The sequence below is a fragment of the Bradyrhizobium sp. JR3.5 genome, assembly GCF_054057015.1.
In genome coordinates this window covers 2,889,951-2,915,401 of record NZ_JBSRYV010000001.1, presented here as the reverse complement: position 1 = coordinate 2,915,401, position 25,451 = coordinate 2,889,951, and the positions used below count along the sequence as shown (strand labels likewise).

The window sequence follows — 25,451 nt, the reverse complement described above, 5'->3', positions numbered from 1 at the left end:
GGAGGCTTCGCGGCACAACATGCTGGTCTGTATTCCCGACGTATTGAGCAAGGCTGACGTGGCGGACTTCCGCCGCATCATGGATGCCAGCGATTGGGAGGACGGCCGCTCGACCGCGGGGGCTGCGTCCGCGATGGTCAAGCGCAATGAGCAGCTGCCGCCCGACAGCGAGGTCGCGCGGCAGCTCGGCAACCGGATCCTGTCGGCGCTGTCGGCAAGCCCGCGCTTCATCTCGGCCGCGATCCCGCTTCGAATCTTTCCGCCCTTGTTCAACCGCTACGCCGCCAGCGACGGGCACCATTTCGGCCTGCATGTCGATAATGCGGTGCGGGGCGACAAACTGACGGGCTTGCGGATCCGCACCGACCTCTCGGTCACGCTGTTTTTATCGGAGCCGGAAGACTATGATGGCGGCGAGCTCGTCATCGAGGACCTCTACGGATCTCATGAAATCAAGCTGCCGGCAGGCGATCTCGTCGTTTATCCTGCGTCCAGCTTGCATCTGGTCACGCCGGTCACGCGGGGGACCCGGGTAGCGTCTTTTTTCTGGCTGCAGAGCATGGTACGGGATGCCAACGCACGCAGTCTGATCTTTGATCTGGATACTGCGATCCAGGCTCTGGTGGAGCGGCTGGGCCGCGATGACCCTGAAACGGTCAAATTGACCGGGATTTATCACAACCTGATCCGCCACTGGGCTGAAGTGTAACTGATGATGACATTCAAGTTCCCCGCTGCATCCGCCATGATCGCCTCGCTGGCGATGCTGATGCTGGCTGCGCCGTCTTCGGCGCAGCAGCAAACGGCGCCTGCCGCGCAGCCCGCGCCCGTGACCCGGGCGCAGTCCGCTCCCGTGGCCCAACTGCCGGCTGCCGCTCCTGCTGCAACTGCCCAGACCGCGCCGGTGGCCCAGCCGTCGCCAGCAGCGGCGCAGGCCCAGGCCGCGCCGGTACCTGTCGCGCCGGCTCCGGCACTTACGGCGCTCGATGCGTCGCCGGCCGCGCCGGCGAATAGCGACGGCAAGGTGCTGAAGTCGACCAGCACTGGCCTGCACGAATTGTCGCCGTGGAACATGTTCCTGAGCGCCGACATCATCGTGAAGGCGGTGATGCTCGGTCTCGCTTTCGCCTCGCTCGTGACCTGGACCGTGTTCATTGCCAAGATGGTCGAGCTGACCGTGGCGCAGAGCAAGCTGCGCGGCGCGCTCGCCAAGATCGCTGAATCGCGTTCGCTGGCGGAAGCGCAGTTCGCACTCGGCGCCAAGGGCAGCGTGCTGTCGTCGTTCATTGCGGCTGCGATGCGCGAGGGACGACTGTCGGCGGGCATCTCCAGCGATGCCGGCATCAAGGAGCGCGCGGCATCGAGTTTTGCCGAGATCGTGCGCGCCGAAGCACGCAAGATCCGCGTCGGCATGGGCCTGCTCGCGACCATCGGCGCGACGTCACCCTTCGTCGGCCTGTTCGGCACCGTCTGGGGCATCATGAACAGCTTCATCGGCATTTCGAAGTCGCAGACGACGAATCTTGCCGTGGTGGCGCCGGGCATCGCGGAAGCGCTGCTCGCAACCGCGATCGGCCTCGTCGCGGCGATCCCCGCGGTCATCATCTACAACCATTTCTCGCGCGTCACGAAGGTCTATCTCGAGCTCGTCAACCGCGCCTCGGGCGCGGCGGGACGGCTCTTGTCGCGCGATCTCGATCGCACCCATGGCGACGTTCCGCGCACCGCGCATCCGCGCGCCGCGGCGGCGGAGTAGGCGATGGCAGTCTCGATCTCCGAGAACGATGGCGACGACGATTTCGCGGAATCCCACGAGATCAACGTCACGCCGTTCATCGACGTGATGCTGGTGCTGCTGATCATCTTCATGGTGGCGGCGCCGCTCTCGACCGTCGACCTGCCGATCGATCTGCCGACCTCCAGCGCCACGCCGCAGAAGAAGCCGGACAAGCCGACCTATGTCAGCATCAAGCCCGACCTGACGCTGGCGATTGGCGAGAACGCGGTGAAGCGGGCCGACCTTGTCAATTCACTCGATGCGGTGCCCGACATGACCAGGGACAAATACGTGTTCCTGCGGGCCGATCGCATGGTGCCCTATGGCGAACTGATGGGCGTGATGGAGCTGTTGCGCTCCGGCGGCTACACGCATGTTAAGCTGGTTGCGCTCGAGGGCTTGCCTGGAGCGCCCGCGGCGGCGCTGGGCGAGCCGGCCAAACCTTGACGGCGAACAGCGATGTCCACCAACCCCGATCTTGATCTGCGGACGTCGAAGCGGCTCTGGGTGATCGCCGCGGTGACGGCGATCGGGCTGCATCTGGGCGGCGCGGCGCTGGCTCTGACGAATTTGCGCGGCGACGACGGTGACGAGGGGCTCGGTGCTGCCGGTGCAGAATACGCTGTCGAACTCGCCTCTCCTGACGTGCCCGATGATGCAGCACCGCCCGGCGCGCCGGCCGACGAACAGCAGGCCGTGCAGGAGATGGCGCAGCAGAAGGCAGAGGTGAAGGACACCGACCTGCCTCAGGCCAAGCCGATGGAGGCCGACGACCCCGATCGCATCGTGACGGAGGACACCGCCAAGAAGCAGAACGAGGACGAGGCCAAGGTCGCCAAGGTCGAGACCAACGCGCAGGAAGCCGCAGCAGGCTTCAGAAGCGGCCGCGCCAACCAAGCTGGAGGACGCGCGTCAGTCGGAGACGACGAAGGCGCCCAATCCCGGGATCGGCAAGGACAAGCTCGCGCTGACGGCCAAATGGGGCAAGAAGATCAGCGCCTATCTCGACCTGCACAAGAAATTCCCGGAGAACGGCAAAGCCAAGGAGGGCAAGGTGAAGCTTGCCCTGGTGCTCAATCGTCTCGGCAAGGTCTTGTCCGTTGCCGTGATGGAAACGTCGGGAGACGCCGCGTTCGACGACGCCGCGATCTCGATGGTCCACCGTTCCGATCCGGTGCCCGCGCCGCCGGCCGGACTGACCGAGGACCAGTTCTCCTTCACTCTTCCCGTCACATTCAACAAGCCGAAGTCGTAGCGCGCCGAGGCTCGATCAGGAGCCGGCGTCATTCCGGCGCGCGACGAAGTCGCGAGCCCGGAATCAATTTTGCTTTCGAATGTGCTGCCAGCCGATTCCGGGCGCTCGTGTCGCGAGGCCCGGAATGACGGCGGCTCAGCTCTTCTTCACCAGCGGGCAGACGCTCTTCTCGAGCGGCAGGAAGGCTTCATCCGCGGGGATGGTGGCGACCAGCTTGTAGTAGTCCCACGGATACTTCGACTCCGACGGCTTCTTCACCTCGAACAGGTAGGCGGGATGGATCTTGCGGCCGTCGACGCGGATCGAGCCCTTGCCGAACAGCGGATCGTCGGTCGGCAGCTCCTTCATCTTGGCGACCACGGCGCGGCCGTCGTGCGGATTGCCGCCGAGTGCCTCCAGCGCCTTGAAATAGTGGATCAGCGACGAATAGACGCCGGCCTGCACCATGGTCGGCGGGTTCTTCTTGAAGCGCTCCATGAAGCGCTTGGTGAAGGCGCGGGTCTGATCGTTCATGTCCCAGTAGAATGTCTCGGTGAAGTTCAGGCCCTGCGCGACGTTGAGGCCGAGCGCGTTGATGTCGGTAATGAACAGCAGCATGCCTGCAAGCCTCTGTCCGCCCGAGACGATACCGAATTCGGCGGCCTGCTTGATTGCGTTGGTGGTGTCGCCGCCGGCATTGGCAAGACCGACGATCTTGGCTTTCGAGCTTTGCGCCTGCAGCAGGAAGGACGAGAAGTCCGCGTTGTTGAGCGGGTGCTTGACGCTGCCGAGCACCTTGCCGCCATTCGCAGTGACAACCGCCGAGGTGTCTCGCTCGAGTGCCTGACCGAACGCATAGTCCGCGGTGAGGAAGAACCAGCTGTCGCCGCCGGATTTCACCAGCGCCTTGCCGGTGCCGTTGGCGAGCATGTAGGTGTCGTAGACCCAGTGCACCGTGTTCGGCGAGCACTGCGCACCCGTGAGGTCGGACGAGGCAGAGCCCGAGTTCAAATTGACGACGTTCTTCTCCTTGGCGAGGTTGGCGATCGCAAGCCCGACATTGGACGCCGCCAGATCGACGAACACGTCGACCTTCTCGACATCGATCCACTGCTTGCCGATGTTGACCGCAACATCCGGCTTGTTCTGGTGGTCGGCTGAGACCAAATCGATCTTCCAGCCCTTGGCCAGCAGCCCGGAATCCTCGATCGCCATCTGCGCCGCGACCGTCGAGCCGGGACCACCGATATCCTGATAGAGACCGGACTGATCGCCGAGGGCGCCGACCTTGGCGACCTTGTCCATCGTCTGCGCCGACGCTGTGCCGGCGAGCACGAGGCTCGTGGTCACGAACAAGGCTGTCGTGACCAGGGCTGCAATGGAACGCTTCATCTTCCCTCCAGTATGATTTTGTTTTTGAGTTCCGCATTATGCCCGGCATCGGGCGCATCGCCTAGGGCGCTGCTTCGATCGAGCGCGCGCGATATTCCACGCCGCGGTGATTGAATGGCCAATGACGCGCGACGCGATGCCGCGGCGTTCGCGCGTCAGTCATGAACGTGTCGAGCGGGATGAAGCGCGGGCGGCGCTATTTCCAGTAGTAGCGGATCGCGACGTAGACCACGACAAGGCAGGCGAAGATCAGCGCCACTGGCATCGGACGCTTGGCGTTCGGGTCTGATGTGGCCGCTTTCTTGGCGGGCAGGCGGCGGAACGCGGTGACGTTGCCGGTGTCGGCGACCGGTTCGCGCGTGCGCGCCGGAACCTCGGGCGCCTTTCCGGCGCCGCCCATTTCCGCATAATAGGTGCGGTACATCTCCTGGATCGTCGCCTCGCTGGCCTCGGCGTCGGTCATCTGCTCCAGCAGCCTCTTGTAGATGGCCAGGAAATTCTGCGCCTCAGGCGGCAAAGCAGAAGCGCCGTTCAGCTTCGCCATCATCCTCCAGGTTGCAAAGTCAGCCCGCGCACGCGTGTCGGCGCGTCGTGCAATCAGCATATCGGCAGCTTTGATCACCATGGCCTCGAAGCGTTCCTGTCCCCACGCATGATCCGGAGATTGGCACCGAATTCCGGTCAGATCATGCGCCAAATCAAAGGCTATGTGTTTCCGGTAATGAGGAGAAGGGCATTGATCACATAGCCGGTCAGAGTTCGCAGTATCGTTGAAATAACATCAAGATTTAGGCCGATCTGCCGGCCGATCACGGGCAGCAGGATCAATAACCCGATCAGGATCAGCATGCCGTAGGGCTCCAGCCGGGCGAGCGGGACCGCCAGCGGCCGAGGCAGGAGCCCGACCGCGACTCGGCCGCCATCCAGCGGAGGGATCGGCATCATGTTGAAGATCGCAAGCACGATGTTGATCAGGAAGGCGTTTTTCAGATTATCCGCGGTCCATTTTGCCGCTTCTGCGGGAACCAATGGCAGCGCGTGGAATGCCAGCGCCGCCGCGGCCGCCAGGATGATGTTGGTGACCGGTCCGGCCAGCGCCACCCACACCATGTCGAGCTTGGGATGGTTGAGCTTGCGGAAGTTCACCGGCACCGGCTTGGCGTAACCGAACAGGAACGGCGAATGCGCGAACAGCAGCACTGCGGGCAGGATCAGCGTGCCGAACGGATCGATGTGCTTCAGCGGGTTGAAGCTGACGCGGCCGAGCTTCCAGGCGGTGTCGTCGCCGAGCCTGTGCGCGACGAAGCCGTGTGCCGCCTCGTGGAACGTGATGGCGATCACCAGCGGCAGCACCCAGACGGAGACGTCGTAGAGGGAAATATTCAATGGCGTGCCGCCTCGGGTTCGCTTGGACCGGAGCCTCAGGCTAGCACGGATTCGCGGACGGCCTTGCGGGGGGCGTGGCCGCCGGTCAGTGTGTGTCCGGCGCGACCACGCGTGCGCGTTGCGGCTGGGTCGTCGCGATCCAGATCCCGGCGAACACCGTGACGATGCCGGCCATCAGATTCCAGCTCAGCGGCTCGCCGAGCAGGGCCGCGCCGACCAGCGACGCTGCGATCGGATTGACAGTGACTGATATGGCCACCCGGGTCGGCGTCGTCCGCTCCAGCGCGAAGGCCCAGAGATAGAAGGTGAGCGCTGCACCGAACGCGCCGAGATAGGTCGCGCCGAACCATTGCGGCGCGCCAAAATCCGCGACCGGCGCGAAACTGCCGCGCAGCAGCGAGGCAGTGACGAGAGCTGCGGCCCCGGCCGCCATGGCGAGGGTGGTGAAGGGAATCGGGCCGGAGCGGCGGATATAAGGCTTCGACAAGATGCTGTAGAGCGCCATGCACAGCGCGGCCGCGACCATCAGGAGATCGCCGCGCCAGGCGCCCGGCGGCGCCGTGGCGAGGCCGGAGAGCAGCGCCATCGAGACGCCCAGGATCGTGACCAGCACGCCGGTGGTTTTTCGCGCGGTGAGCGGCTCGGCACCGAGCGCCGCGCCGACCAGCATGGTCAGTAGCGGCAGCGTCGAAAGCGCGAGCGCGCCGCGCGCGGCGGTGGTGAAAATCAGCGAGGCGTTGAACAGGACCGGAAACGCCGCGAAGAACAAGAGGCCGAGGCCGGTGACACCAAGCCAGTCGCGCCGCGGCGGCCAGCTTCCACGTTGCAGCAGCGCCAGCGGCAGCAGCAGCAGGACGCCGATGCCGAAGCGGAACGCGCCGATCGCCAGCGGATCGATGGCGCCAACCAGAAACCGTGTCGCCCCGATCGAGGTTCCGCCGAGCGCGCTCGACGCGACCGCGGCCATCACCCCCCAGATCTCGCCCATCCCGCTTCGACCCCTCTGTTTTGCTTGCGCAATCTAGGGAAGGGTCGATAATCAGTGAATGGAATAAATTTGATCGACTAAATCACGGACTATGATGAGCTCGGTCCTGGACCCAGATCTCCTGCAGGCTTTTGTCGCGGTGGCGGATCATCGGTCCTTCACCCGTGCCGCCGCGGCGCTGAACCGGACCCAATCGGCTGTCAGCATGCAGGTGAAGCGGCTGGAGGAACGGCTGCAGGCCGAGCTGTTTCACCGCAGCACGTCCAGTGTCGATCTGAGCGCAGCCGGCGAAGGGTTGCTGGGTTACGCCCGCCGCATTTTGAGCCTCAACGCGGAAGCGATCGGCCGGGTGCGCGAGCACGGCACCGACGGGCAGGTTCGCCTCGGCGTGATGGATGACTACGGCACGCTGATCGTGCCGCCGCTGCTCAAGGAATTTGTTGCCAACTATCCGCTGATCCAAGTCGAGATGGAGACCGGGCTGACATCGTCGATGCCCGACCGGCTCGGCGAAGCCTATGACCTCGTGATCGCGATGCACCCCGAAGGGCGCGGCGAGGGCGAGTTGCTGCGCACCGAGCAGGCGGTGTGGGCCGCGAGCGCCACGCATCGTGTCGAGGAGCTCGACCCGCTGCCGGTTGCGCTCTACCCGCAGGGCTGTCTATTCCGGAGCTGGGCGATGCAGGCGCTGGATGAAGCGAGCCGGCCGTGGCGGCTCGCCTTTGTCAGCCACAGCCTGTCCGCGGTCGAGGCGATCGCGGCGCAGGGCCTTGCGGTGACGGTCGTGAAGTCGGGGACCTTTCCGCCGGCGCTGCGGCGCCTGACCGCGCGCGACGGCATGCCGCGGCTGCCGCGGGCGGAGATCCGATTGCACCGCGCGCCAAATCTTGCGCGCGCGGCGTCATTGCTCGCAGATCATCTCGTCGCAGCGCTCCGACAACCCGCCAAGCGGGGCGCGGTTTAGTACGTCGCCCGACCGCCGGAGATGTCGAACACGGCGCCGGTCGAGAACGCGCAATCTTCCGACGCCAGCCACGCCACCATCGCGGCGAGCTCCTCGACCAGCACGAAGCGGGCTTTTGGAATCTTCGACAGCATGAAGTCGATGTGCGCTTGCGTCATCTGATCGAAGATCGCGGTCTTCGCCGCGGCCGGGGTCACCGCGTTGACGAGGATGTCGTGCTGCGCGAGCTCCTTGCCGAGCGATTTCGTCAGCGCGATCAGGCCGGCCTTCGACGACGAATAATGCGCGGCGTTCGGATTGCCTTCCTTGCCGGCGATCGAGGCGATATTGACGATGCGGCCGTATTTCTGGCCGATCATGGTCGGCACGATCGCCTTGCAGCAGATGAAGGGCCCCTCGAGATTGAGCCGTATCACCCTGCGCCAATCGTCGAGATCGGTTTCCCATACCGGCTTGTTGGCTCCGGTGATACCGGCGTTGTTGACGAGAATGTCGATCTTGCCGAACGCCCGCAGCGTCTGATCGCGCGCGGCGTCGACCGCGGCGGGATCGGTGACATCAGTCTTGATTGCGATCACGTTCTCGCCGATCGCCCTGGCGGTCTTCTCTGCCAGCGGCTGGTCGAAATCCCAGATCGCGACCCAGGCGCCGGATGTGACGAAGCGCTCGGTGATGGCGCGGCCGAACCCTTGCGCGCCGCCGGTGACGACGGCGCAGCGGCCGTTGAGATCGATCTTGTTCATGCCAAATGCCTTTGATCGGGAAAGTCAGAGCATGAAGCCGCCGTCGACGACCATGTCGACGCCGGTGGTGAAGGCGGCTTCGTCGCTTGCAAGATAGACCGCCATGGCCGCGATCTCCTCGGCGGTGCCAAGCCGGCCCATTTTCTGGCGGGCGACGAACTTCTCGCGTCCGTCTGGGCCCGCGGCAGCTGCGCGCTCCAGCATCGAGGGCGTCTCAACGGTGCCGGGGCAGATCGCGTTGCAGCGGATGCCCTGAGTGATGAAGTCCAGCGCGACCGCGCGCGTCAGCAGCGAGACCGCCGCCTTCGACGCGCTGTAGACATAACGGTTGGCCGGCGGCCGCAACGCCGCGCAGGACGAAATGTTGACGATGCTGCCGCCGCCGCCTTCCAGCATCGCCGGCAGAAACGCCTTGATGGTCCGGTGCATGGATTTGACGTTGAGATCGAACGAGAAGTCGAAGTCCTCGTCCGAGCACTCCAGAATGGTGCCGTGATGCACGAAGCCCGCCGCATTGAGCAGGATGTCGATCTTGCCGACGCGCTTGGCGAAGCTGTTGACCTCGGCGGTGTTGCGGACGTCGAGCCGGGCGGTCTCGGCGACGCCCTCCTTGCCGAGGCTGGCGATGCCGCTCTCATTGATGTCGGTGGCGATTACGGTCGCGCCTTCGCGCGCGAATGCGATCGCGCAGGCGCGCCCGATGCCCGCCGCCGCGGCGGTGACAACGGCGCGCTTTCCCTTCAGTCGATTGGACATTCATATCTCCCAGAGTTCGCTTTGATTTTTGTTTCGTCATTGCGAGCGAAGCGAAGCAATCCATTCCTCCGCTGAGGGGCTATGGATTGCTTCGTCGCTGCGCTCCTCGCAATGACGTCGAAGCTTCAGTGATTGTCCCGCGCCACGCCGACCTTGCCGGCGATGTCGTGGTAGCGGGTCGCGAGCTCGAGGCAGGCGCCGGTCGCGTGCTGGCCGACGGTCTGCCGGTAGAGCTCCTGCCATGGCGTCTGGTTGGCCGGGTGCGGGAAGCCGCCCTTGGCCTTCAGCTCGGCGCGGCGGGTGCGCAGTTCATCCTCTGAGATCATGATGTTGGCGCTGCCCTTGTTGAGGTCGATGCGCACCTTGTCGCCGGTCTTGAGGATCGCGAGCCCGCCATCGGCGGCGGCCTCCGGCGACGCGTTCAGGATCGACGGCGAGCCCGAGGTGCCGGACTGCCTTCCGTCGCCGATGCAGGGCAGGGACAGGATGCCGCGTTTGATCAGCGCCGCCGGCGGCTGCATGTTCACGACCTCGGCGCCGCCGGGGTAACCGATCGGGCCGGTGCCGCGGACGAACAGGACGCAGTGCTCGTCGATGTCGAGTGCGGGATCCTCGATCCGCGCGTGATAGTCCTCCGGGCCCTCGAACACGATGGCGCGGCCCTCGAAGGCGTTGAGGTCCTTCGGGTTGGACAGATAGCGGTCGCGGAATTCCTTCGAGATCACGCTGGTCTTCATGATCGCGGAATCAAACAGATTGCCGCGCAAGACCAGGAAGCCGGCGTCCTTCACCAGCGGCTTGTCGTAGCCCCAGATGACGTCGCCGTCGGGCTGCGGCGCTTCCTTGCAATTCTCGCCCATGGTGCGGCCGTTGACGGTGAGCGCGCCTTCATGGATGCGCTTGTGCTTGATCAGCTCGCGCACCACCGAGGGTACGCCCCCGGCACGGTGATATTCCTCGCCGAGATAGAAGCCGGCCGGCTGCATGTTCACCAGCAGCGGCACGTCATGGCCGTATTTCTGCCAGTCGTCGATCGACAGCTCGACGCCGACATGGCGCGCCAGCGCATTGATGTGGATCGGCGCATTGGTCGAGCCGCCGATCGCGGAGTTGACGACGATGCAGTTCTCGAACGCCTCGCGGGTCAGGAAGTCCGACGGCTTCAAATCTTCCCAGACCATGTCGACGATGCGTTTTCCGGTCTCGTAGGCGATCTGGCCGCGCTCGCGATAGGGCGCCGGGATTGCCGCGCAGCCCGGCAGCGAGAAGCCGAGCGCCTCGGCGAGCGAGTTCATCGTCGAGGCGGTGCCCATCGTGTTGCAATGGCCGACCGAGGGCGCCGAGGAGGCCACGATCTCGATGAACTGCTCATAGTCGATCTCGCCCGCGGCGAGGCGCTCGCGCGCCTTCCACACCACCGTGCCGGAGCCGGTGCGCTGGCCTTCGTGCCAGCCGTTCAGCATCGGGCCGCCCGACAGCACGATCGCCGGCAGGTTGACGGTCGCCGCCGCCATCATGCAGGCCGGGGTGGTCTTGTCGCAGCCGGTGGTCAGCACCACGCCATCAAGCGGATAGCCAAACAGGATCTCGACCAGGCCGAGATAGGCGAGATTGCGGTCGAGCGCCGCGGTCGGGCGCTTGCCGGTCTCCTGGATCGGATGGGTCGGAAACTCCATCGCGATGCCGCCGGCGGCGCGGATGCCCTCGCGGACGCGGTGCGCGAGCTCGAGGTGGTGCCTGTTGCAGGGCGACAGGTCGTTGCCGGTCTGGGCGATGCCGATGATCGGCTTGCCCGACTGCAATTCCTCGCGGGTCAGCCCGTAGTTCAGGTAGCGCTCAAGATAGAGCGCGGTCATGCCCGGATTGTGTGGGTTGTCGAACCATTCCTGGGAGCGGAGCCTGCGGCCCTTGCCCGTCTTGGTCTCGCCTGCGGCGCTATGCCCGTTGGTGTGGGGTTTTGTCATTGGTTTCTCCCGCAATGCAAACTCTTGATGGGCCCATTCAAGGGCTCTGGTTCAACGTTGTTCTACCTTGCGCAAATCGTCGCGCATTACAAACCTCGACGATCACGCACAGGTGTTTCACTGGATGGATTGGACCTTAGTTCAAGGCACTTGGTTGCGCTATCATTTTGTCATCTTTTGCGTCCCTTGTGACGGGCTGGTGTCGGGCGGATCTCAGCTGCGCCGCGCCGAGCTCTGCCGTTCCATGACACTGAAGCCGAGATCGACGATGGGCTCGGCGGGCCGGCGTCCTTCGAGCGTCTCGATCACCATCATGGCAGCGTTTCTGCCCATTTCGTAGCGATTGGTGCGCACGCTGCTTAACGTCGGCTCGCTCGACGCCATGAATTCGAGATCGTTGAAGCCGACGATCGCCATCTGCTGCGGCACCGCCATGTGACGGCGCTTGCATTCGAACAGCGCGCCGAGCGCCAGGTCGTCATTGACGCAGAACACCGCGTCGATGTCGGGCGTCTTTGCGAGCAGGTCGGCAAACAGCGTCCCACCCAATGTCACCGAGGTTGGAATCGCCGTCGTGACAATGAGCTGCGGATCGAACAGCCCGGCCTCGGTCATCGCGGCGCGATAGCCGTCAAGCCGCCGCTGCACCCGCGGATCCATTCGCGCGCCGAGGAAGCCGATCCGCCGGCTGCCCTGCGCGAGCAGGTGGGCGATTGCGGCTTTTGCCGCGTCAAAATGCGAGAATCCGATCATCATGTCGATCGGGGAGGGCCCGACTTCCATGATTTGCACGATCGGGCAATCGACCGTTTCCATGATGCGGCGGGAATCGGCGGTCTGGTTGATGCCGGTGATGATCAGCCCGGCCGGCTTCTGTGCCAGAAAAAGACGCAGCAGGCGCTCTTCCTGCAGGATGCTGTAGCGGGTGTTGGCGAGCTGAATGCTGTAGCGGCTGCCGTCGAGCGCGTCATAAATGCCGCGCAGCACGTCGGCGAACACGTTGTTGGTCAGCGACGGGATCAGAACACCGATCACCTCGGTGCGCTGCGACGCAAGCGCGCGTGCCGCGAGATTGGGCACGTAACCGAGTTCTTTTGCCGCACTTTCGACCCGGGCGCGCTTGCCGGCCGAGAGTGCATCCGGATTCCTGAAGAAACGCGAGGCCGTAATCGGACTGACGCCGGCAAGCTTCGCGACTTCGGCGAGCCGGATCTTGCCTGGCGTCATCTGTTTTCGGGCCATTTGCCGCTCATATCACGACGTTCGTCGCAGACAAACCGATATTGACAGCGCTACCAAGCGATTGCTAATCGAACGATTGCCAAAACCGGATAAACTGCGGACAATAACGCAAGTCCAACAGAGCCGCGCACCTAGCGTGGCCGGAACAAAACAGAGCGGTGGCGGCACTCGTCGTACGCCGTCGGGAACTTGGAGGGAGGGAAGTGGATGTCGTCGGTCCAGATTCGCGACGTGCGGAAGTCGTTCGGCAATTTTGAGGTCCTGCACGGCGTGTCGATCCCGATCGAGGACGGCGAGTTCGTCGTTCTGGTCGGCCCCTCCGGCTGCGGCAAGTCGACCCTGCTGCGCATGCTGGCCGGACTTGAGAACATCACCTCTGGAACGATTTCGATCGGCGACCGCGTCGTCAACAATGTCCAGCCCAAAGAGCGCGACATTGCGATGGTGTTCCAGAACTACGCGCTCTACCCGCACATGACGGTCGCCGACAATATGGGCTTCTCGCTGAAGCTGCGCGGCGCCAAGCCCGAGGAGATCTCGAGCGGGGTCAAGCGCGCCGCGGAAATCCTCGCGCTGACGCCGCTGCTCGACCGCTATCCCCGTCAGCTCTCCGGCGGCCAGCGCCAGCGCGTCGCAATGGGCCGCGCCATCGTGCGCGATCCGCAGGTGTTCCTGTTCGACGAGCCGCTGTCGAACCTCGACGCCAAGCTGCGCGTCGCCATGCGCACCGAGATCAAGGAACTGCATCAGCGGCTGAAGACCACGACCGTCTACGTCACCCACGACCAGATCGAGGCGATGACCATGGCCGACAAGATCGTGGTGATGCATGACGGCATCGTCGAGCAGATGGGCTCGCCGCTCGAGCTCTACGACACGCCGGAGAACCAGTTCGTGGCCGGTTTCATCGGCTCGCCCGCGATGAATTTCCTCAAGGGCAAGGTGAAGGTGAACGGTGCCGCCTATTTCGAGGGACCGAACGGCGTCAAGCTGCCGCTGAAATCGGCGCCGGCCAATTCCGACGGCAAGCCCGCGGTCTACGGCGTGCGGCCCGAGCATTTCACCATCGCCGATGACGGCGCCGAGGCCGAGATCGTGGTGGTCGAGCCGACCGGCTCGGAGACCCAAGTGTTTGCCAAGCTCGGTGGCGAGCAGGTCGTCGCCGTGTTCCGCGAACGCCATCAGTTCAACCCCGGGCGACAAGGTTCGGCTCAAGCCGGATCCGGCGCTGGTCCACCTGTTCGACGATTCGACGGGGAAGCGATTGAATAGCTGACCGACTGATCGATCTGAATGGCCGACCAACAGGCCAGATCAAAAACAAGAAAAACACAGTCATTTGGGAGGAAGGACGATGCACGATTTTACTCGCCGCTCGCTACTTCAGGGCGGCACCGCGCTGGCCGCAACCGGGATGCTGACCGGGCCGGCGCTGTTTGACTTCGCCAAGGCCTGGGCGCAGAGCGCGCCCTGGAAGGCAGAGCCCGGCGCCAAGCTCACCGTGATGCGCTGGAAGCGCTTCGTGCCCGCGGAAGACGATGCCTTCAATGCCATGGTGGCGGCCTTCAAGGCGGCAACCGGCACCGAGATGAACGTGTTCAGCGAGTCCTTCGAGGACGTGCAGCCGAAGGCCTCGGTCGCCGCCAACACCGGCTCGGGTCTCGACCTGGCCTGGGGCCTGCACACGCTGCCGCAGCTGTTCCCGACCAAGGTCCTCAAGATGAACGACGTTGCCGATTATCTCGGCAAGAAGTACGGCGGCTGGACCGAGGCCGCGGCCAAGACCTGCAAGCAGGGCGATGACTGGCTCGGCATTCCCGTCGCGACCATCGGCGGCTATTTGACCTATCGCAAGTCGGCGGTCGAGAAGGCCGGCTTCAAGCAGGTGCCGTCCGACTTCCCGGCCTATCTCGAACTCTGCAAGGCACTGAAGGCGAACAACACGCCGGCCGGCTTCGCGCTGGGCCATGCCACCGGCGACGCCAATGCCTGGGTCCACAACATCCTCTGGGGCTTCAACGGCTGGACCGTCGACAAGGACGACAAGGTCATCATCAACTCGCCGGAGACGATGAAGGCGCTGGAGTACGCCAAGGCGCTGTCGGATACCTTCATTCCCGGTGTCGCATCGTGGAACGACTCCTCCAACAACAAGGCGTTCCTGTCCGGCGAACTGTACCTGACCTCGAACGGCATCTCGATCTACGTCGCCGCCAAGGACGACCCGAGCAAGAAGGAGCTCGCCGAAGACATCGACCACGCGCTGTGGCCGGTCGGCCCGATCGGCAAGCCGACCGAGCTGCAGCTCGCGGTTCCGATCCTCGCCTTCAACTTCTGCAAATATCCGAATGCGGCAAAGGCGTTCATCGCCTTCATGCTGGAGAAGGAGAATTTCGAGAAGTGGCTGTCGGGCGCGCGGGGTTATCTCACCCACACGCTCAACGCCTACGACACCGCGCCGGTCTGGACGGCCGACCCGAAGAATGCGGTGTTCGGCCAGGCCTCGAAGCGCGCGCTGCCGGCCTCCGGCATAGGCACGCCCGGCGAGAAGGCGGCGACCGCGATTGCCGACTTCATCGTGGTCGATATGTTCGCGAACTACTGCACTGGCGCCAAGGACGGCAAGACCGCGATGGCGGAAGCCGAGCGGCAGCTGAAGCGCATTTATCGCTGATGTGATGGCCGCGGGCGGGCGGAGGATCGCCGCTCGCGCCGTCATTGGAATGCCATCACTGGAATATTGCGTAGTCATGCTCAATCATTTGAGCAATCGGGACATCGCCTATGGCCGACATCGCCCTTGCGCCGCGACGCGCTAAGACCGAAATTCGCGAAGCGACCACCTGGGATCAGCTGCGCCACAACAAGAACTGGCTCGGCTTCTGGTTCATGGTGCCGGCGATGGCATTCCTGATCTTCTTCCTGGCCTATCCGCTGGGCCTCGGGATCTGGCTGTCCTTCACCGACACCCGCATCGGCCGCGTCGGTCATTTCATCGGCACCGAGAACTATGAGTGGCTGTGGGATGATTCCATCTTCTGGCTGTCGGTGTTCAACACGCTGCTCTACACCTCCGTCGCGAGCGCGGTGAAATTCGCGGTCGGGCTCTATCTCGCGCTGCTGCTCAACGAGCGCATGCCGTTCAAGGCGCTGCTGCGTGCCGCCGTGCTGATCCCGTTCATCGTGCCGACCGTGCTGTCGGCGCTGGCATTCTGGTGGATCTTCGATTCGCAGTTCTCGATCATCTCCTGGTCGCTGAAGCATCTTGGCCTGATCACCCAGAACATCAATTTCCTCGGCGACACCACCTGGGCCCGCATCTGCGTGATCTTCGCCAATATCTGGCGCGGCGTGCCGTTTGTCGCGATCACGCTGCTGGCGGGCCTGCAAACCGTGCAGCCTTCGCTCTACGAGGCGGCGACGCTCGACGGCGCCTCGCGCTGGCAGATGTTCCGCTTCATCACCTATCCCTTGCTGACGCCGATCATCGCGGTCGTGATGACGTTCTCGGTGCTGTTCACCTTCACCGACTTCCAGCTGATCTGGGCGATGACCCGCGGCGGCCCAGTTAACGCCACCCATCTGATGGCGACGCTGTCCTACCAGCGCGCGATCATCGCCGGACAATTGGGCGAGGGGGCCGCGATCTCGAGCGCCATGATCCCGTTCCTGCTCGCCGCGATCATGGTGTCCTGGTTCGGCCTGCAGCGCAGGAAGTGGCAGCAGGGAGAAAGCAATGACTGACCTTCCTGCCCCCAAGGTCAATCTCAAGTCCATCCTGTCGACGCCGGCGCGTGTCGACAACAGCGAGGGCATGAGCTATTTGCAGTCGGTGCCGCGGCGGATCGTGACGCTCTACATTCCGCTGTCGATCATCGTCATCATCCTGCTGTTCCCGTTCTATTGGATGGGGCTGACCGCGATCAAGCCGGACGACCAGCTGCTCGACCTCGACAAGTACAATCCGTTCTGGACCTGGAATCCGACCTTCAAGCACATCCACAAGCTGCTGTTCGAGAGCTACTATCCGCACTGGCTCTGGAACACGATGTATGTGGCGATCGGTGCCACCGTGCTGTCGATCATCGCGAGCGTGCTCGCGGCCTATGCGATCGTGCGGCTGCGCTACAAGGGCGCCAACGTCGTCGGCGGCCTGATCTTCCTGGCCTATCTGGTGCCGCCGTCGATCCTGTTCATTCCGCTCGCCACCGTCGTGTTCCAGTACGGCCTGTTCGACTCGCCGATGGCGCTGATCCTGACCTATCCGACGATCCTGATCCCGTTCTCGACCTGGCTTCTGATGGGCTATTTCAAGACCATCCCGTTCGAGCTCGAGGAGTGCGCGCTGATCGATGGCGCCAGCCGCTGGCAGATCCTGATCAAGATCGTGCTGCCGCTTGCCATTCCCGGCCTGATCTCGGCCTTCATCTTCTGCTTCACGCTGTGCTGGAACGAGTTCATCTACGCGCTGACATTCCTGCAATCGACCCCGAACAAGACCGTGCCGGTCGCCATCGTCAACGAATTCGTTGACGGTGACATCTATCGCTGGGGTTCGCTGATGGCAGGGGCGCTATGCGGCTCGCTGCCGCTGGTTATTCTTTACGCCTTCTTCGTTGAGCATTATGTCTCGGCGATGACGGGTGCCGTGAAGGAATAAGCGCGCAAGGCCCGCAGCTGAATTCGAAGAAGAGAAGAAAGGAGCAGGGTCGTGCACATTCTGATTCTGGGCGCCGCCGGCATGGTCGGCCGCAAGCTGACCGAGCGTTTGCTGCGCGAGGGCCGCCTCGGCAAGCAGGACATCAGCAGGATGACCTTGCAGGACGTGGTCGCGCCGGCCAAGCCCGCAAACGCCACGATCCCGGTCAATGTCGTCGCGTCCGATTTCGCCGATGCCGGTGCCGCGGCGCCCCTGATCGCCGAGCGCCCGGACGTCATCTTCCATCTCGCCGCGATCGTCTCGGGCGAGGCGGAGGCCGAGTTTGACAAGGGCTACCGGATCAATCTCGACGGCACCCGCTATCTGATCGACGCGATCCGCGCCGTTGGCGGCGGCTATAAGCCGCGGCTGGTGTTCACGTCCTCGATCGCGGTGTTCGGCGCGCCGTTCCCGGAGAAGATCGGCGACGAGTTCTTCCACACGCCGCTGACGAGCTACGGCACGCAGAAGTCGATCTGCGAGCTCCTGATCAACGACTACACCCGCAAGGGTCTGCTCGACGGGATCTCGATCCGTCTGCCGACGATCTGCGTGCGTCCGGGCAAGCCGAACAAGGCGGCGTCCGGTTTCTTCTCCAACATCATCCGTGAGCCGCTGGCGGGCGAGGAGGCGATCCTGCCGGTGTCCGAGGATGTCCGGCACTGGCACGCTTCGCCGAAATCGGCGGTCGGGTTTCTGGTCCACGCCGGAACGATGGACCTCAATGCGATGGGGCCGCGGCGCAATCTCAGCATGCCCGGGATGTCCGTCACCGTCGGCGAGCAGATCGCGTCGCTGGAGCGCGTTGCCGGCAAGAACGTGACCGCGCGGATCAAGCGGGTGCCCGATCCGACCATCATCAGCATCGTCTCGGGCTGGCCGCGCGATTTCGCCACCGACCGCGCGCTGAAGCTCGGCTTCACCACTGCCGAGAAGACGTTCGACGACATCATCCGCATCCACATCGAGGACGAGCTCGGCGGCAAGTTTGCCCGCCTGAGCAACGTCCCGGCTAGCGCGGCGCTCGAGATGACCAGGGTTGCCAGCATCGGCGAATGCATGATCGAGCTGCGCCAGGCTCCGGGCGGCCAGCTCGGCGGGCTGTATTCGCGCTTCTATGGCGGCGACACGCTCAACACTGCGGTTTATCTGTCCCGGCTCGGCGTCCACAGCGATTACATCACGGCGCTCGGCGATGATGCGCTGAGCGATGAGATGATCGCGGGCTGGGCGAGCGAAGGCATCGGCACCAAGCACGTCGCGCGATTGGCAGGCAAGCTGCCGGGGCTCTATCTGATCCAGACTGACGACAAGGGCGAGCGGCGCTTCTTCCACTGGCGCGACAGCGCCGCCGCCCGTGAGCTGATGGATCTGCCCGAGACGGACGACATCCTGAACTCGCTCGCGAGTTACGACATCGTCTATCTCTCGGCGATCACGCTCTCGATCCTGCGCGAGGACGGACGGGAGCGGCTGATCGCGGCGCTGAAGCGTGCGCGGCTGCTGGGCACGCGCTTCGCGTTCGATACCAATTTCCGCGCCCGCGGCTGGCCTGACCTGAATGTCGCGCGGAAGGTCTTCAGCAGCGCGTTCGAGACCGCTGATATCGTGCTTGCCTCGACGGAAGATCTGGCGCCGCTCTATCCTGACGAGAGCAACACGGCGCTGCTCGCCGGCATCTCGAGCCCCGAGGTCGTGCTGAAGCTCGCCGAGCCCGCCTGCATCGTGCGTTCTTGTGCCGGGACGAACGAGGTGCGGGCGGAGCCGCTCACCAAGCCGGTGGTCGATACCACGGCAGCCGGCGACAGTTTTGCCGCGGCCTATCTCGCCGCACGGCTCGGCGGCGCCGAGCCCGAGGAGGCGGCACGCGCCGGCCATCGTCTGGCCGGGGTGGTGGTGTGCTATCCCGGTGCGATCATTCCACGCTATGCCATGCCGCCGAAGAAGGCGCCTCGTCCCCCACCATCCCGCAAGGCCTCGCAATGACAACGACATCGAAGCAGGACCGGATCGCCGAGCTGATCCGCCAGGCCACCGTGATCCCGGTGCTGACCATCGAGCGGCTGCAGGACGCGGTGCCGCTTGCCAAAGCATTGGTCGCCGGCGGCGTGCGGACGCTCGAGGTGACGCTGCGGACGCCGGTCGCAGTCGATGCGGCCAAGGCCATCATCGCCGAGGTGCCCGATGCGGTGGTCGGGATTGGCACAATCCTCAATGCCGACGATCTGGCGCGCGCCGAGGCGCTGGGCGCCACATTCGGTATCAGCCCGGGCACGACGCCCGAGCTGTTGAAGGCGGTGGCTGCCGGCCGGCTGCCTTTCGCGCCGGGGATCGCGACCGCCTCCGAACTGATGCAGGCGCTGGCGCACGGCTTCGACGTCGTCAAATTCTTCCCCGCCGAGCAGGCCGGCGGTATCAAGGCACTGCGGGCCTTGGCCGGTCCATTCCCGAACGTCAGGGTCTGCCCGACCGGCGGTATCGGCGAGGCCAATGCGGCGACCTGGCTCGCCGAGCCCAATGTGCTGGCGGTCGGCGGTTCCTGGCTGTGCCCGGCGGCCGAAATCCGCGCCGGCAACTGGGCGGGCATAACCGGCATGTGCGCGAAGGCGATGAAAACGCTGAAAGCCGCCTGAAGATACGCTACATAACTCCCGAACAGGCACAGGGAGATACGACCATGACAGCAGCCAGCATTGTGGGTTGGGCGCACACGCCATTCGGAAAGTTTGACGCGGAGACCGTCGAAGGCCTCGTCGTCAAGGTCGCCAACGAGGCGCTCGCCGATGCCGGCATTGCCGCGTCCGACGTCGACGAGATCATGCTCGGCCATTTCAACGCCGGCTTCTCGCCGCAGGATTTTACGGCGTCACTGGTGCTGCAGGCCAATCCGGCGCTGCGCTTCAAGCCGACCACCCGCGTCGAGAACGCCTGCGCCACCGGATCGGCCGCCGTGCACCAGGGCATCCGCGCCATCGAGGCGGGCGCCGCGAAGATCGTGCTTGTCGTCGGCGTCGAGCAGATGACGAAGACGCCAGGTCCGGAGATCGGCAAGAACCTCCTGAAGGCGTCCTATCTGCCTGAGGACGGCGACACGGTCGGCGGCTTCGCCGGCGTGTTCGGCAAGATCGCGCAGGCCTATTTCCAGAAATACGGCGACCAGTCGGATGCGCTGGCGATGATCGCCGCCAAGAACCACAAGAACGGCGTCGCCAATCCCTATGCGCAGATGCGCAAGGATTTCGGCTTCGAGTTCTGCCGCGCAGAGAGCGACAAGAATCCGTTCGTCGCCGGTCCCTTGAAGCGCACCGATTGCTCGCTGGTATCCGACGGCGCTGCCGCGCTGGTGCTGACCGATGCCGAGACCGCCAAGACCATGGGCAAGGCGGTGAACATCCGCGCCACTGCCCATGCGCAGGACTTCCTGCCGATGTCGAAGCGCGACATCCTGCAGTTCGAAGGCTGCACCGTCGCCTGGCAGCGCGCGCTGCAGAAGGCCGGCCTGCAGCTCTCCGATCTCTCCTTTGTCGAGACCCACGACTGCTTCACCGTCGCCGAGTTGATCGAATATGAAGCGATGGGCCTCACGCCAAAGGGGCAGGGTGCGCGCGCGATCATGGAAGGTTGGACCCAGAAGGACGGCAAGCTGCCGGTCAATCCGTCCGGCGGCCTCAAGGCCAAGGGCCATCCGATCGGCGCCACCGGCGTTTCCATGCATGTGATGAGCGCGATGCAGCTCGCCGGGCAGGCGCCCGAGGGCATGCAGCTCAAGAACCCGCAGATCGGCGGCATCTTCAACATGGGCGGCGCTGCGGTCGCCAACTACGTCTCGATCCTCGAGCCGGCGAAGTAGCTTGAACATTGCCGAATGGCTGGCGGCGACGGCACGGGCGCGTCCCGATGCGCCGGCGCTGCTGACCGGCTTCGACCTCGACGCCGACTATGCAACCTTTGCCCGCCGCGCCGCCTCGATCGGGGCGGCGCTGGCGCGCGATCACGGCATTGCCGCCGGCGACCGGATCGCGCTATTTGCCGGCAATTGCACGCAATATCTCGAATGCCTCTATGGCATCTGGTGGATCGGCGCCGCCGCGATCCCGATCAACGCCAAGCTGCACGGCCGCGAGGTGGCGTGGATCTGCGACAATGGCGGCGCCAAACTGGCTTTCGTGTCCGACGACACGATCCGGGCGCTGACCGAAGCGAGGGACGACTGCCCCGCCGGCATGACCATGCTGTCGGTTGAAAGCGATGCCTACAAGGCGATGCGAAACCGTGACGGCGCGCCCACGCCATTGCCGCGCGAAAGCAACGATCTTGCCTGGCTGTTCTACACCTCAGGCACCACCGGCCGTCCCAAGGGCGTGATGCTCAGCCACGGCAATCTGGTTGCGATGTCGCTGTGCTATCTCGCCGACGTCGATCCGGCGACGCCGAACGATGCCTCGCTCTATGCGGCGCCGATCTCGCATGGCGCAGGTCTCTACAATTTCCCGCATGTCCGGATGGGCGGCCGCCACGTCGTTCCGGAGTCCGGCGGATTCGATCCGAACGAGGTGCTCAACCTCGGCCGCCAGCTCGACAATGTCGTGATGTTCGCGGCGCCCACCATGGTGCGCCGCCTGGTCGATGCCGCGAAGAAGCGCGGCGAGAACGGCGAGGGACTGCGCACCATCATCTATGGCGGCGGCCCGATGTACACGGCCGACATCACCGATGCGATCGCGACCATGGGCCAGCGCTTCGTGCAGATCTACGGCCAGGGCGAGTCGCCGATGACGATCACGGCGCTGTCGCGCGACTGGCACCGCGCGAGCGATCATCCGCGCTATCTCGAACGGCTGGCTTCGGTCGGCACCGCGCAGAGCGTCGTCACGGTGCGCATCACCGACAAGGACGGCAAGCCGCAGCCCGCAGGCGAGACCGGCGAGATCGAGGTCAAGGGCTTAACCGTGATGCTCGGCTACTGGAACAATCCGAAGGCCAATGAAGAGACGCTGAAGGACGGCTGGCTGCGCACCGGCGATGTCGGCCGCCTCGACGCCGACGGCTTCCTGACGCTGTCGGACCGTTCCAAGGACGTGATCATCTCCGGCGGCACCAACATCTATCCGCGCGAGGTCGAGGAAGCGCTGCTGACGCATCCGGATGTCCGCGAGGTCTCTGCGATTGGTGTGCCAGATCCGGAGTGGGGCGAGATCGTCGTCGCCTGCGTCGTGCTCGCGGACGGTGCCATCCCCGACGACGGCAAGCTCGACGCGCATTGCCTGGCCTCGATTGCCCGCTTCAAGCGGCCCAAGCGCTACGTCTATCTCGAGGCCCTGCCGAAGAACAATTACGGCAAGGTGCTGAAGACCGCTTTGCGGGAAATGATGGCCAAGGGCATGGGCTAAAGCGCGATGAGGCCGGGTTGAATCGAAAACATCGAAAACAACCCCATGCACAGTAGGGATTGGGGTCACCAAGGCGGTTAGGGGATAGGCCGCCGCCTTCCGTCGCGCTAAGCTGCCTGCGCCCGCCACCGGGAGAACGGACCATGGGAATCGAGACGTCGCTGTCGCTGTCGGAAGTGAACGACCGCATCGCAATCCTCCGGGACAATATCAGGCAGCTGATCGAGCAGGCCGCAGGCGCTGCGGGCGCAGAAGTCGAGGAGCGCATCGCCGAGCGGCTCGAGCAGCAGAATGCGGAACTGGAAAAGCTCCTGAAGGCGCGCGAGACGATGACCGGGCAGTAACCGGCATCAGGCCGGCGGTGGACTTCGTCTTGCCCGCCCGGCGTTCCGCCGCACGGAAACGATCCGGCCGCCGCCGCGCATACGCCCATACGCCCGGCGCAGCTTGATCTCGGCGAAGAGCTCCCGTTACTAGCTGCGTAACCAGAACATCCGGGAGCGAACAGGACGATGGGACCACTGCAGGGTATCAAGGTCGTCGACATGACGACCGTGCTGATGGGACCCTATGCCACCCAGATGCTCGGCGACTACGGCGCCGACGTCATCAAGGTGGAATCGCCTGACGGCGACGTGACGCGGCAGATCGGTCCGACACGGCATCCCGGCATGGGACCGGTGTTCCTCAACACCAACCGCAGCAAGCGTTCGGTCTGCCTCGACTTGAAGAAACCGGCGGGGCGCGAGGCCGTGCTGCGGCTGATCGCGCAGGCCGACGTGCTGGTCTACAATGTGCGGCCGCAGGCAATGGCGCGGCTGCAACTCGGTTACGACGTCGTCGCCAAGGTCAATCCAAGGCTGATCTATGCCGGCGTGTTCGGCTTCGGCCAGGAGGGACCATACGCAGCCAAGCCCGCCTATGACGACCTGATCCAGGGCGCCACCGCGCTGCCGGCGCTGATGGCGCAGACCTCGGACGGCGTGCCGCGCTATGTGCCGAATGCGCTGGTTGATCGTATCGTCGGCCTCACCGCGGTCGGTGCGATCTGCGCGAGCCTCGTGCATCGCGACCGCACCGGGCAGGGCCAGCGCGTCGACATTCCGATGTTCGAGACCATGGCCGGTTTCGTCATGGGCGACCACATGGGCGGGCTGACCTACGATCCGCCGCTCGACAAAGGCGGCTATGCGCGGCATCTGTCGCCGGACCGGCGGCCCTACAAGACGCTGGACGGCTACATCTGCGTGATCGTCTACAACGACAAGCAGTGGGAGAATTTCTTCAAGGCGACCGGCCGCGACGATCTGCGCAGCGATCCGAAATTCGCGACCTTCGCCGGCCGCGCCACCAATATCGATGTCGTCTACGCCGAGCTCGCGCGCATCCTGCAGACCAAGACCACGGCCGAGTGGAACGAGATTCTCGAGAAGGCTGACGTGCCCGTGATGCCGATGCACGATCTCGAGAGCCTGTTGCAGGACCCGCATATGGTCGCGACCGGCGTCTTCCCCGTGGTCGATCACCCGACCGAGGGCCGCATCCGCAGCATGACGCCGTCGGCGCGCTGGTCGGAGACCAGGGTCGAGCCGAGCCGGCTGGCGGACCCAGGCTCGGCGAGCACAGCGCGGAGATTTTGCGCGAGGCGGGTTTCTCGACCGATGAGATTGCGGCGATGGTGCGCGACGGCGCGGCCAAAGTGGTGAAGGCATAGGAGCACGACAGATGGATTTCGCACTCTCCGCCAACCAGGAATCGATCCGCGACGCCGTCGCCAAGATCTGCACCCGCTTTGACGAAGCCTACTGGCTGAAGAAGGACAAGGAGGGCGGCTACCCGGCCGACTTCCACCGCGCACTGGCCGATGCCGGCTGGCTCGGCATCTGCATCCCCGAGGAGTATGGCGGCTCCGGGCTCGGCATTACCGATGCCGCGATCATGATGCGCACGATCTCCGAATCCGGCGCCGGCATGTCCGGTGCGTCGGCCGTGCACATGAACGTGTTCGGGCTCAATCCGGTCGTGGTGTTCGGCACCAAGGAGCAGTGCCAGCGCATGCTGCCGCCGATCATCGACGGCCGCGACAAGTCCTGCTTTGCGGTGACCGAGCCCAACACCGGCCTGAACACCACGCAGCTCAAGACCCGCGCCGTGCGCCAGGGCGACAAATACATCGTCAACGGCCAGAAGGTGTGGATCTCGACTGCGCAGGTCGCCAACAAGATCCTGCTGCTCGCGCGCACCACGCCGCTGGAGGAGGTGCGTAGCCCGACCCATGGCCTCAGCCTGTTCTATACCGATTTCGACCGCAAGCGCGTCACCGTGCACGAGATCGAGAAGATGGGCCGCAAGCCCGTCGACTCCAACGAGCTGTTCTTCGAGAATTTCGAGATTCCGGTCGAGGACCGCATCGGCGAGGAAGGCCGCGGCTTCGAATACATCCTGCACGGCATGAACCCCGAGCGCATCCTGATCGCGGCTGAAGCGGTCGGCCTCGGCCAGATCGCGCTGAAGCGGGCGTCGGAATACGCCAAGGGCCGCATCGTATTCAACCGCCCGATCGGCATGAACCAGGGGATCCAGCATCCGCTGGCGAAGTGCTGGATGGAGCTCGAGGCCGCCTGGCTGATGGTGTTGCGTGCCGGCTGGCAATACGACCAGAACCTGCCCTGCGGCCCCGCCGCGAACGCGGCAAAGTATCTCGCGGCGGAAGCCGGCTTCCACGCCTGCGAGCAGGCGGTGATGACGCATGGCGGCTTCGGCTACGCCAAGGAATATCACGTCGAGCGCTATTTCAGGGAATCGCTGATCCCGCGCATCGCGCCGATCAGCCCGCAGCTCATCCTAAGCTTCATCGGCGAGAAGGTGCTCGGCCTTCCAAAGTCGTATTGAGGGTGGCCATGCGCTTCCCATCAG

22 protein-coding genes and 3 pseudogenes are annotated in these 25,451 nt (G+C 64.5%); 17 read left to right on the top strand and 8 right to left on the bottom strand.

The window, feature by feature from the left end:
• Window positions 1-19: 19 nt before the first annotated feature.
• From ACVWW1_RS14705 to ACVWW1_RS14690, 4 genes are all read left to right on the top strand, one after another.
• A complete protein-coding gene (locus tag ACVWW1_RS14705) occupies window positions 20-709 on the top strand; it encodes a Fe2+-dependent dioxygenase (RefSeq protein WP_456656310.1) in 690 nt (229 codons plus the stop codon).
• A 3-nt stretch (window positions 710-712) separates the two neighbouring features.
• Window positions 713-1,756, top strand: a complete 1,044-nt coding sequence (exbB, locus tag ACVWW1_RS14700; RefSeq protein ID WP_456656309.1) for a tonB-system energizer ExbB — start codon at window positions 713-715, stop codon at window positions 1,754-1,756.
• Window positions 1,757-1,759: 3 nt separating this feature from the next.
• A complete protein-coding gene (exbD, locus tag ACVWW1_RS14695) occupies window positions 1,760-2,224 on the top strand; it encodes a TonB system transport protein ExbD (RefSeq protein ID WP_456656308.1) in 465 nt (154 codons plus the stop codon).
• Window positions 2,225-2,675: 451 nt separating this feature from the next.
• A complete protein-coding gene (locus tag ACVWW1_RS14690) occupies window positions 2,676-3,032 on the top strand; it encodes an energy transducer TonB family protein (protein ID WP_456656677.1) in 357 nt (118 codons plus the stop codon).
• Window positions 3,033-3,167: 135 nt separating this feature from the next.
• On the opposite strand, the gene ACVWW1_RS14685 is transcribed toward ACVWW1_RS14690, so the two are convergent.
• The 4 genes from ACVWW1_RS14685 to ACVWW1_RS14670 form a co-directional block, all read right to left on the bottom strand.
• Window positions 3,168-4,403, bottom strand: coding sequence for an ABC transporter substrate-binding protein (locus ACVWW1_RS14685; protein WP_456656307.1), 1,236 nt, complete (start codon window positions 4,401-4,403; stop codon window positions 3,168-3,170).
• Between the two features lie 196 nt (window positions 4,404-4,599).
• Entirely contained in the window at window positions 4,600-5,007 is a 408-nt protein-coding gene (locus ACVWW1_RS14680) for a hypothetical protein (protein ID WP_456656676.1), read from the bottom strand.
• A gap of 101 nt (window positions 5,008-5,108) precedes the next feature.
• Complete coding sequence (locus ACVWW1_RS14675) at window positions 5,109-5,789, bottom strand: site-2 protease family protein (RefSeq protein WP_456656306.1); 681 nt, start codon at window positions 5,787-5,789, stop codon at window positions 5,109-5,111.
• Between the two features lie 85 nt (window positions 5,790-5,874).
• Window positions 5,875-6,777: a DMT family transporter gene (locus ACVWW1_RS14670; RefSeq protein WP_456656305.1), complete on the bottom strand. Its 903-nt coding sequence runs from the start codon at window positions 6,775-6,777 to the stop codon at window positions 5,875-5,877.
• A 91-nt stretch (window positions 6,778-6,868) separates the two neighbouring features.
• On the opposite strand from ACVWW1_RS14670, the gene ACVWW1_RS14665 reads away from it, so the two are divergent.
• Complete coding sequence (locus ACVWW1_RS14665; RefSeq protein WP_456656304.1) at window positions 6,869-7,741, top strand: LysR substrate-binding domain-containing protein; 873 nt, start codon at window positions 6,869-6,871, stop codon at window positions 7,739-7,741.
• On the opposite strand, the gene ACVWW1_RS14660 is transcribed toward ACVWW1_RS14665, so the two are convergent.
• From ACVWW1_RS14660 to gntR, 4 genes are all read right to left on the bottom strand, one after another.
• On the bottom strand, window positions 7,738-8,484 hold the full coding sequence (locus ACVWW1_RS14660; protein WP_456656303.1) for an SDR family NAD(P)-dependent oxidoreductase: 747 nt from the start codon (window positions 8,482-8,484) through the stop codon (window positions 7,738-7,740). The genes ACVWW1_RS14665 and ACVWW1_RS14660 overlap by 4 nt on opposite strands.
• Before the next feature lie 24 nt (window positions 8,485-8,508).
• Window positions 8,509-9,240 carry an SDR family oxidoreductase gene (locus tag ACVWW1_RS14655; protein WP_456656302.1) on the bottom strand — a complete coding sequence of 244 codons (732 nt, stop codon included), beginning with the start codon at window positions 9,238-9,240 and terminating at the stop codon, window positions 8,509-8,511.
• Between the two features lie 125 nt (window positions 9,241-9,365).
• The gene (locus ACVWW1_RS14650; RefSeq protein WP_456656301.1) at window positions 9,366-11,204 is read right to left on the bottom strand and encodes an IlvD/Edd family dehydratase; all 1,839 of its coding nucleotides are present in this window, start codon (window positions 11,202-11,204) and stop codon (window positions 9,366-9,368) included.
• Between the two features lie 213 nt (window positions 11,205-11,417).
• Window positions 11,418-12,446, bottom strand: coding sequence for an HTH-type transcriptional regulator GntR (gene gntR / locus ACVWW1_RS14645; protein WP_456656300.1), 1,029 nt, complete (start codon window positions 12,444-12,446; stop codon window positions 11,418-11,420).
• 207 nt (window positions 12,447-12,653) lie between these two features.
• Here gntR and ACVWW1_RS14640 point away from each other — a divergent pair.
• From ACVWW1_RS14640 to ACVWW1_RS14585, 12 genes and pseudogenes are all read left to right on the top strand, one after another.
• Window positions 12,654-13,722, top strand: a pseudogene (locus ACVWW1_RS14640) (ABC transporter ATP-binding protein).
• 78 nt (window positions 13,723-13,800) lie between these two features.
• Window positions 13,801-15,120 (top strand): ABC transporter substrate-binding protein, encoded by a 1,320-nt coding sequence (locus ACVWW1_RS14635; protein WP_456656299.1) that lies wholly within the window; start codon window positions 13,801-13,803, stop codon window positions 15,118-15,120.
• A gap of 110 nt (window positions 15,121-15,230) precedes the next feature.
• Window positions 15,231-16,190, top strand: coding sequence for a carbohydrate ABC transporter permease (locus ACVWW1_RS14630; protein WP_176531930.1), 960 nt, complete (start codon window positions 15,231-15,233; stop codon window positions 16,188-16,190).
• Entirely contained in the window at window positions 16,183-17,106 is a 924-nt protein-coding gene (locus tag ACVWW1_RS14625) for a carbohydrate ABC transporter permease (protein ID WP_176531929.1), read from the top strand. The genes ACVWW1_RS14630 and ACVWW1_RS14625 overlap by 8 nt, the downstream gene beginning before the upstream one ends.
• 51 nt (window positions 17,107-17,157) lie before the next feature.
• A pseudogene (denD, locus tag ACVWW1_RS14620) lies at window positions 17,158-18,135 on the top strand (D-erythronate dehydrogenase); the annotation flags it as partial.
• Between the two features lie 39 nt (window positions 18,136-18,174).
• Window positions 18,175-19,131, top strand: a complete 957-nt coding sequence (locus ACVWW1_RS14615; protein ID WP_456656675.1) for a sugar kinase — start codon at window positions 18,175-18,177, stop codon at window positions 19,129-19,131.
• A complete protein-coding gene (gene eda, locus ACVWW1_RS14610) occupies window positions 19,128-19,778 on the top strand; it encodes a bifunctional 4-hydroxy-2-oxoglutarate aldolase/2-dehydro-3-deoxy-phosphogluconate aldolase (RefSeq protein ID WP_456656298.1) in 651 nt (216 codons plus the stop codon). The genes ACVWW1_RS14615 and eda overlap by 4 nt, the downstream gene beginning before the upstream one ends.
• 44 nt (window positions 19,779-19,822) lie before the next feature.
• Window positions 19,823-20,995: an acetyl-CoA acetyltransferase gene (locus ACVWW1_RS14605; protein ID WP_207837387.1), complete on the top strand. Its 1,173-nt coding sequence runs from the start codon at window positions 19,823-19,825 to the stop codon at window positions 20,993-20,995.
• Between the two features lies 1 nt (window position 20,996).
• Window positions 20,997-22,535, top strand: a complete 1,539-nt coding sequence (locus ACVWW1_RS14600; RefSeq protein ID WP_456656297.1) for a class I adenylate-forming enzyme family protein — start codon at window positions 20,997-20,999, stop codon at window positions 22,533-22,535.
• Between the two features lie 143 nt (window positions 22,536-22,678).
• On the top strand, window positions 22,679-22,879 hold the full coding sequence (locus tag ACVWW1_RS14595) for a hypothetical protein (RefSeq protein ID WP_092113071.1): 201 nt from the start codon (window positions 22,679-22,681) through the stop codon (window positions 22,877-22,879).
• A 168-nt stretch (window positions 22,880-23,047) separates the two neighbouring features.
• Window positions 23,048-24,249: pseudogene (locus tag ACVWW1_RS14590) on the top strand (CaiB/BaiF CoA transferase family protein).
• Window positions 24,250-24,260: 11 nt separating this feature from the next.
• Window positions 24,261-25,427 (top strand): acyl-CoA dehydrogenase family protein, encoded by a 1,167-nt coding sequence (locus ACVWW1_RS14585; RefSeq protein WP_092113076.1) that lies wholly within the window; start codon window positions 24,261-24,263, stop codon window positions 25,425-25,427.
• The last annotated feature ends 24 nt before the right edge of the window (window positions 25,428-25,451 follow it).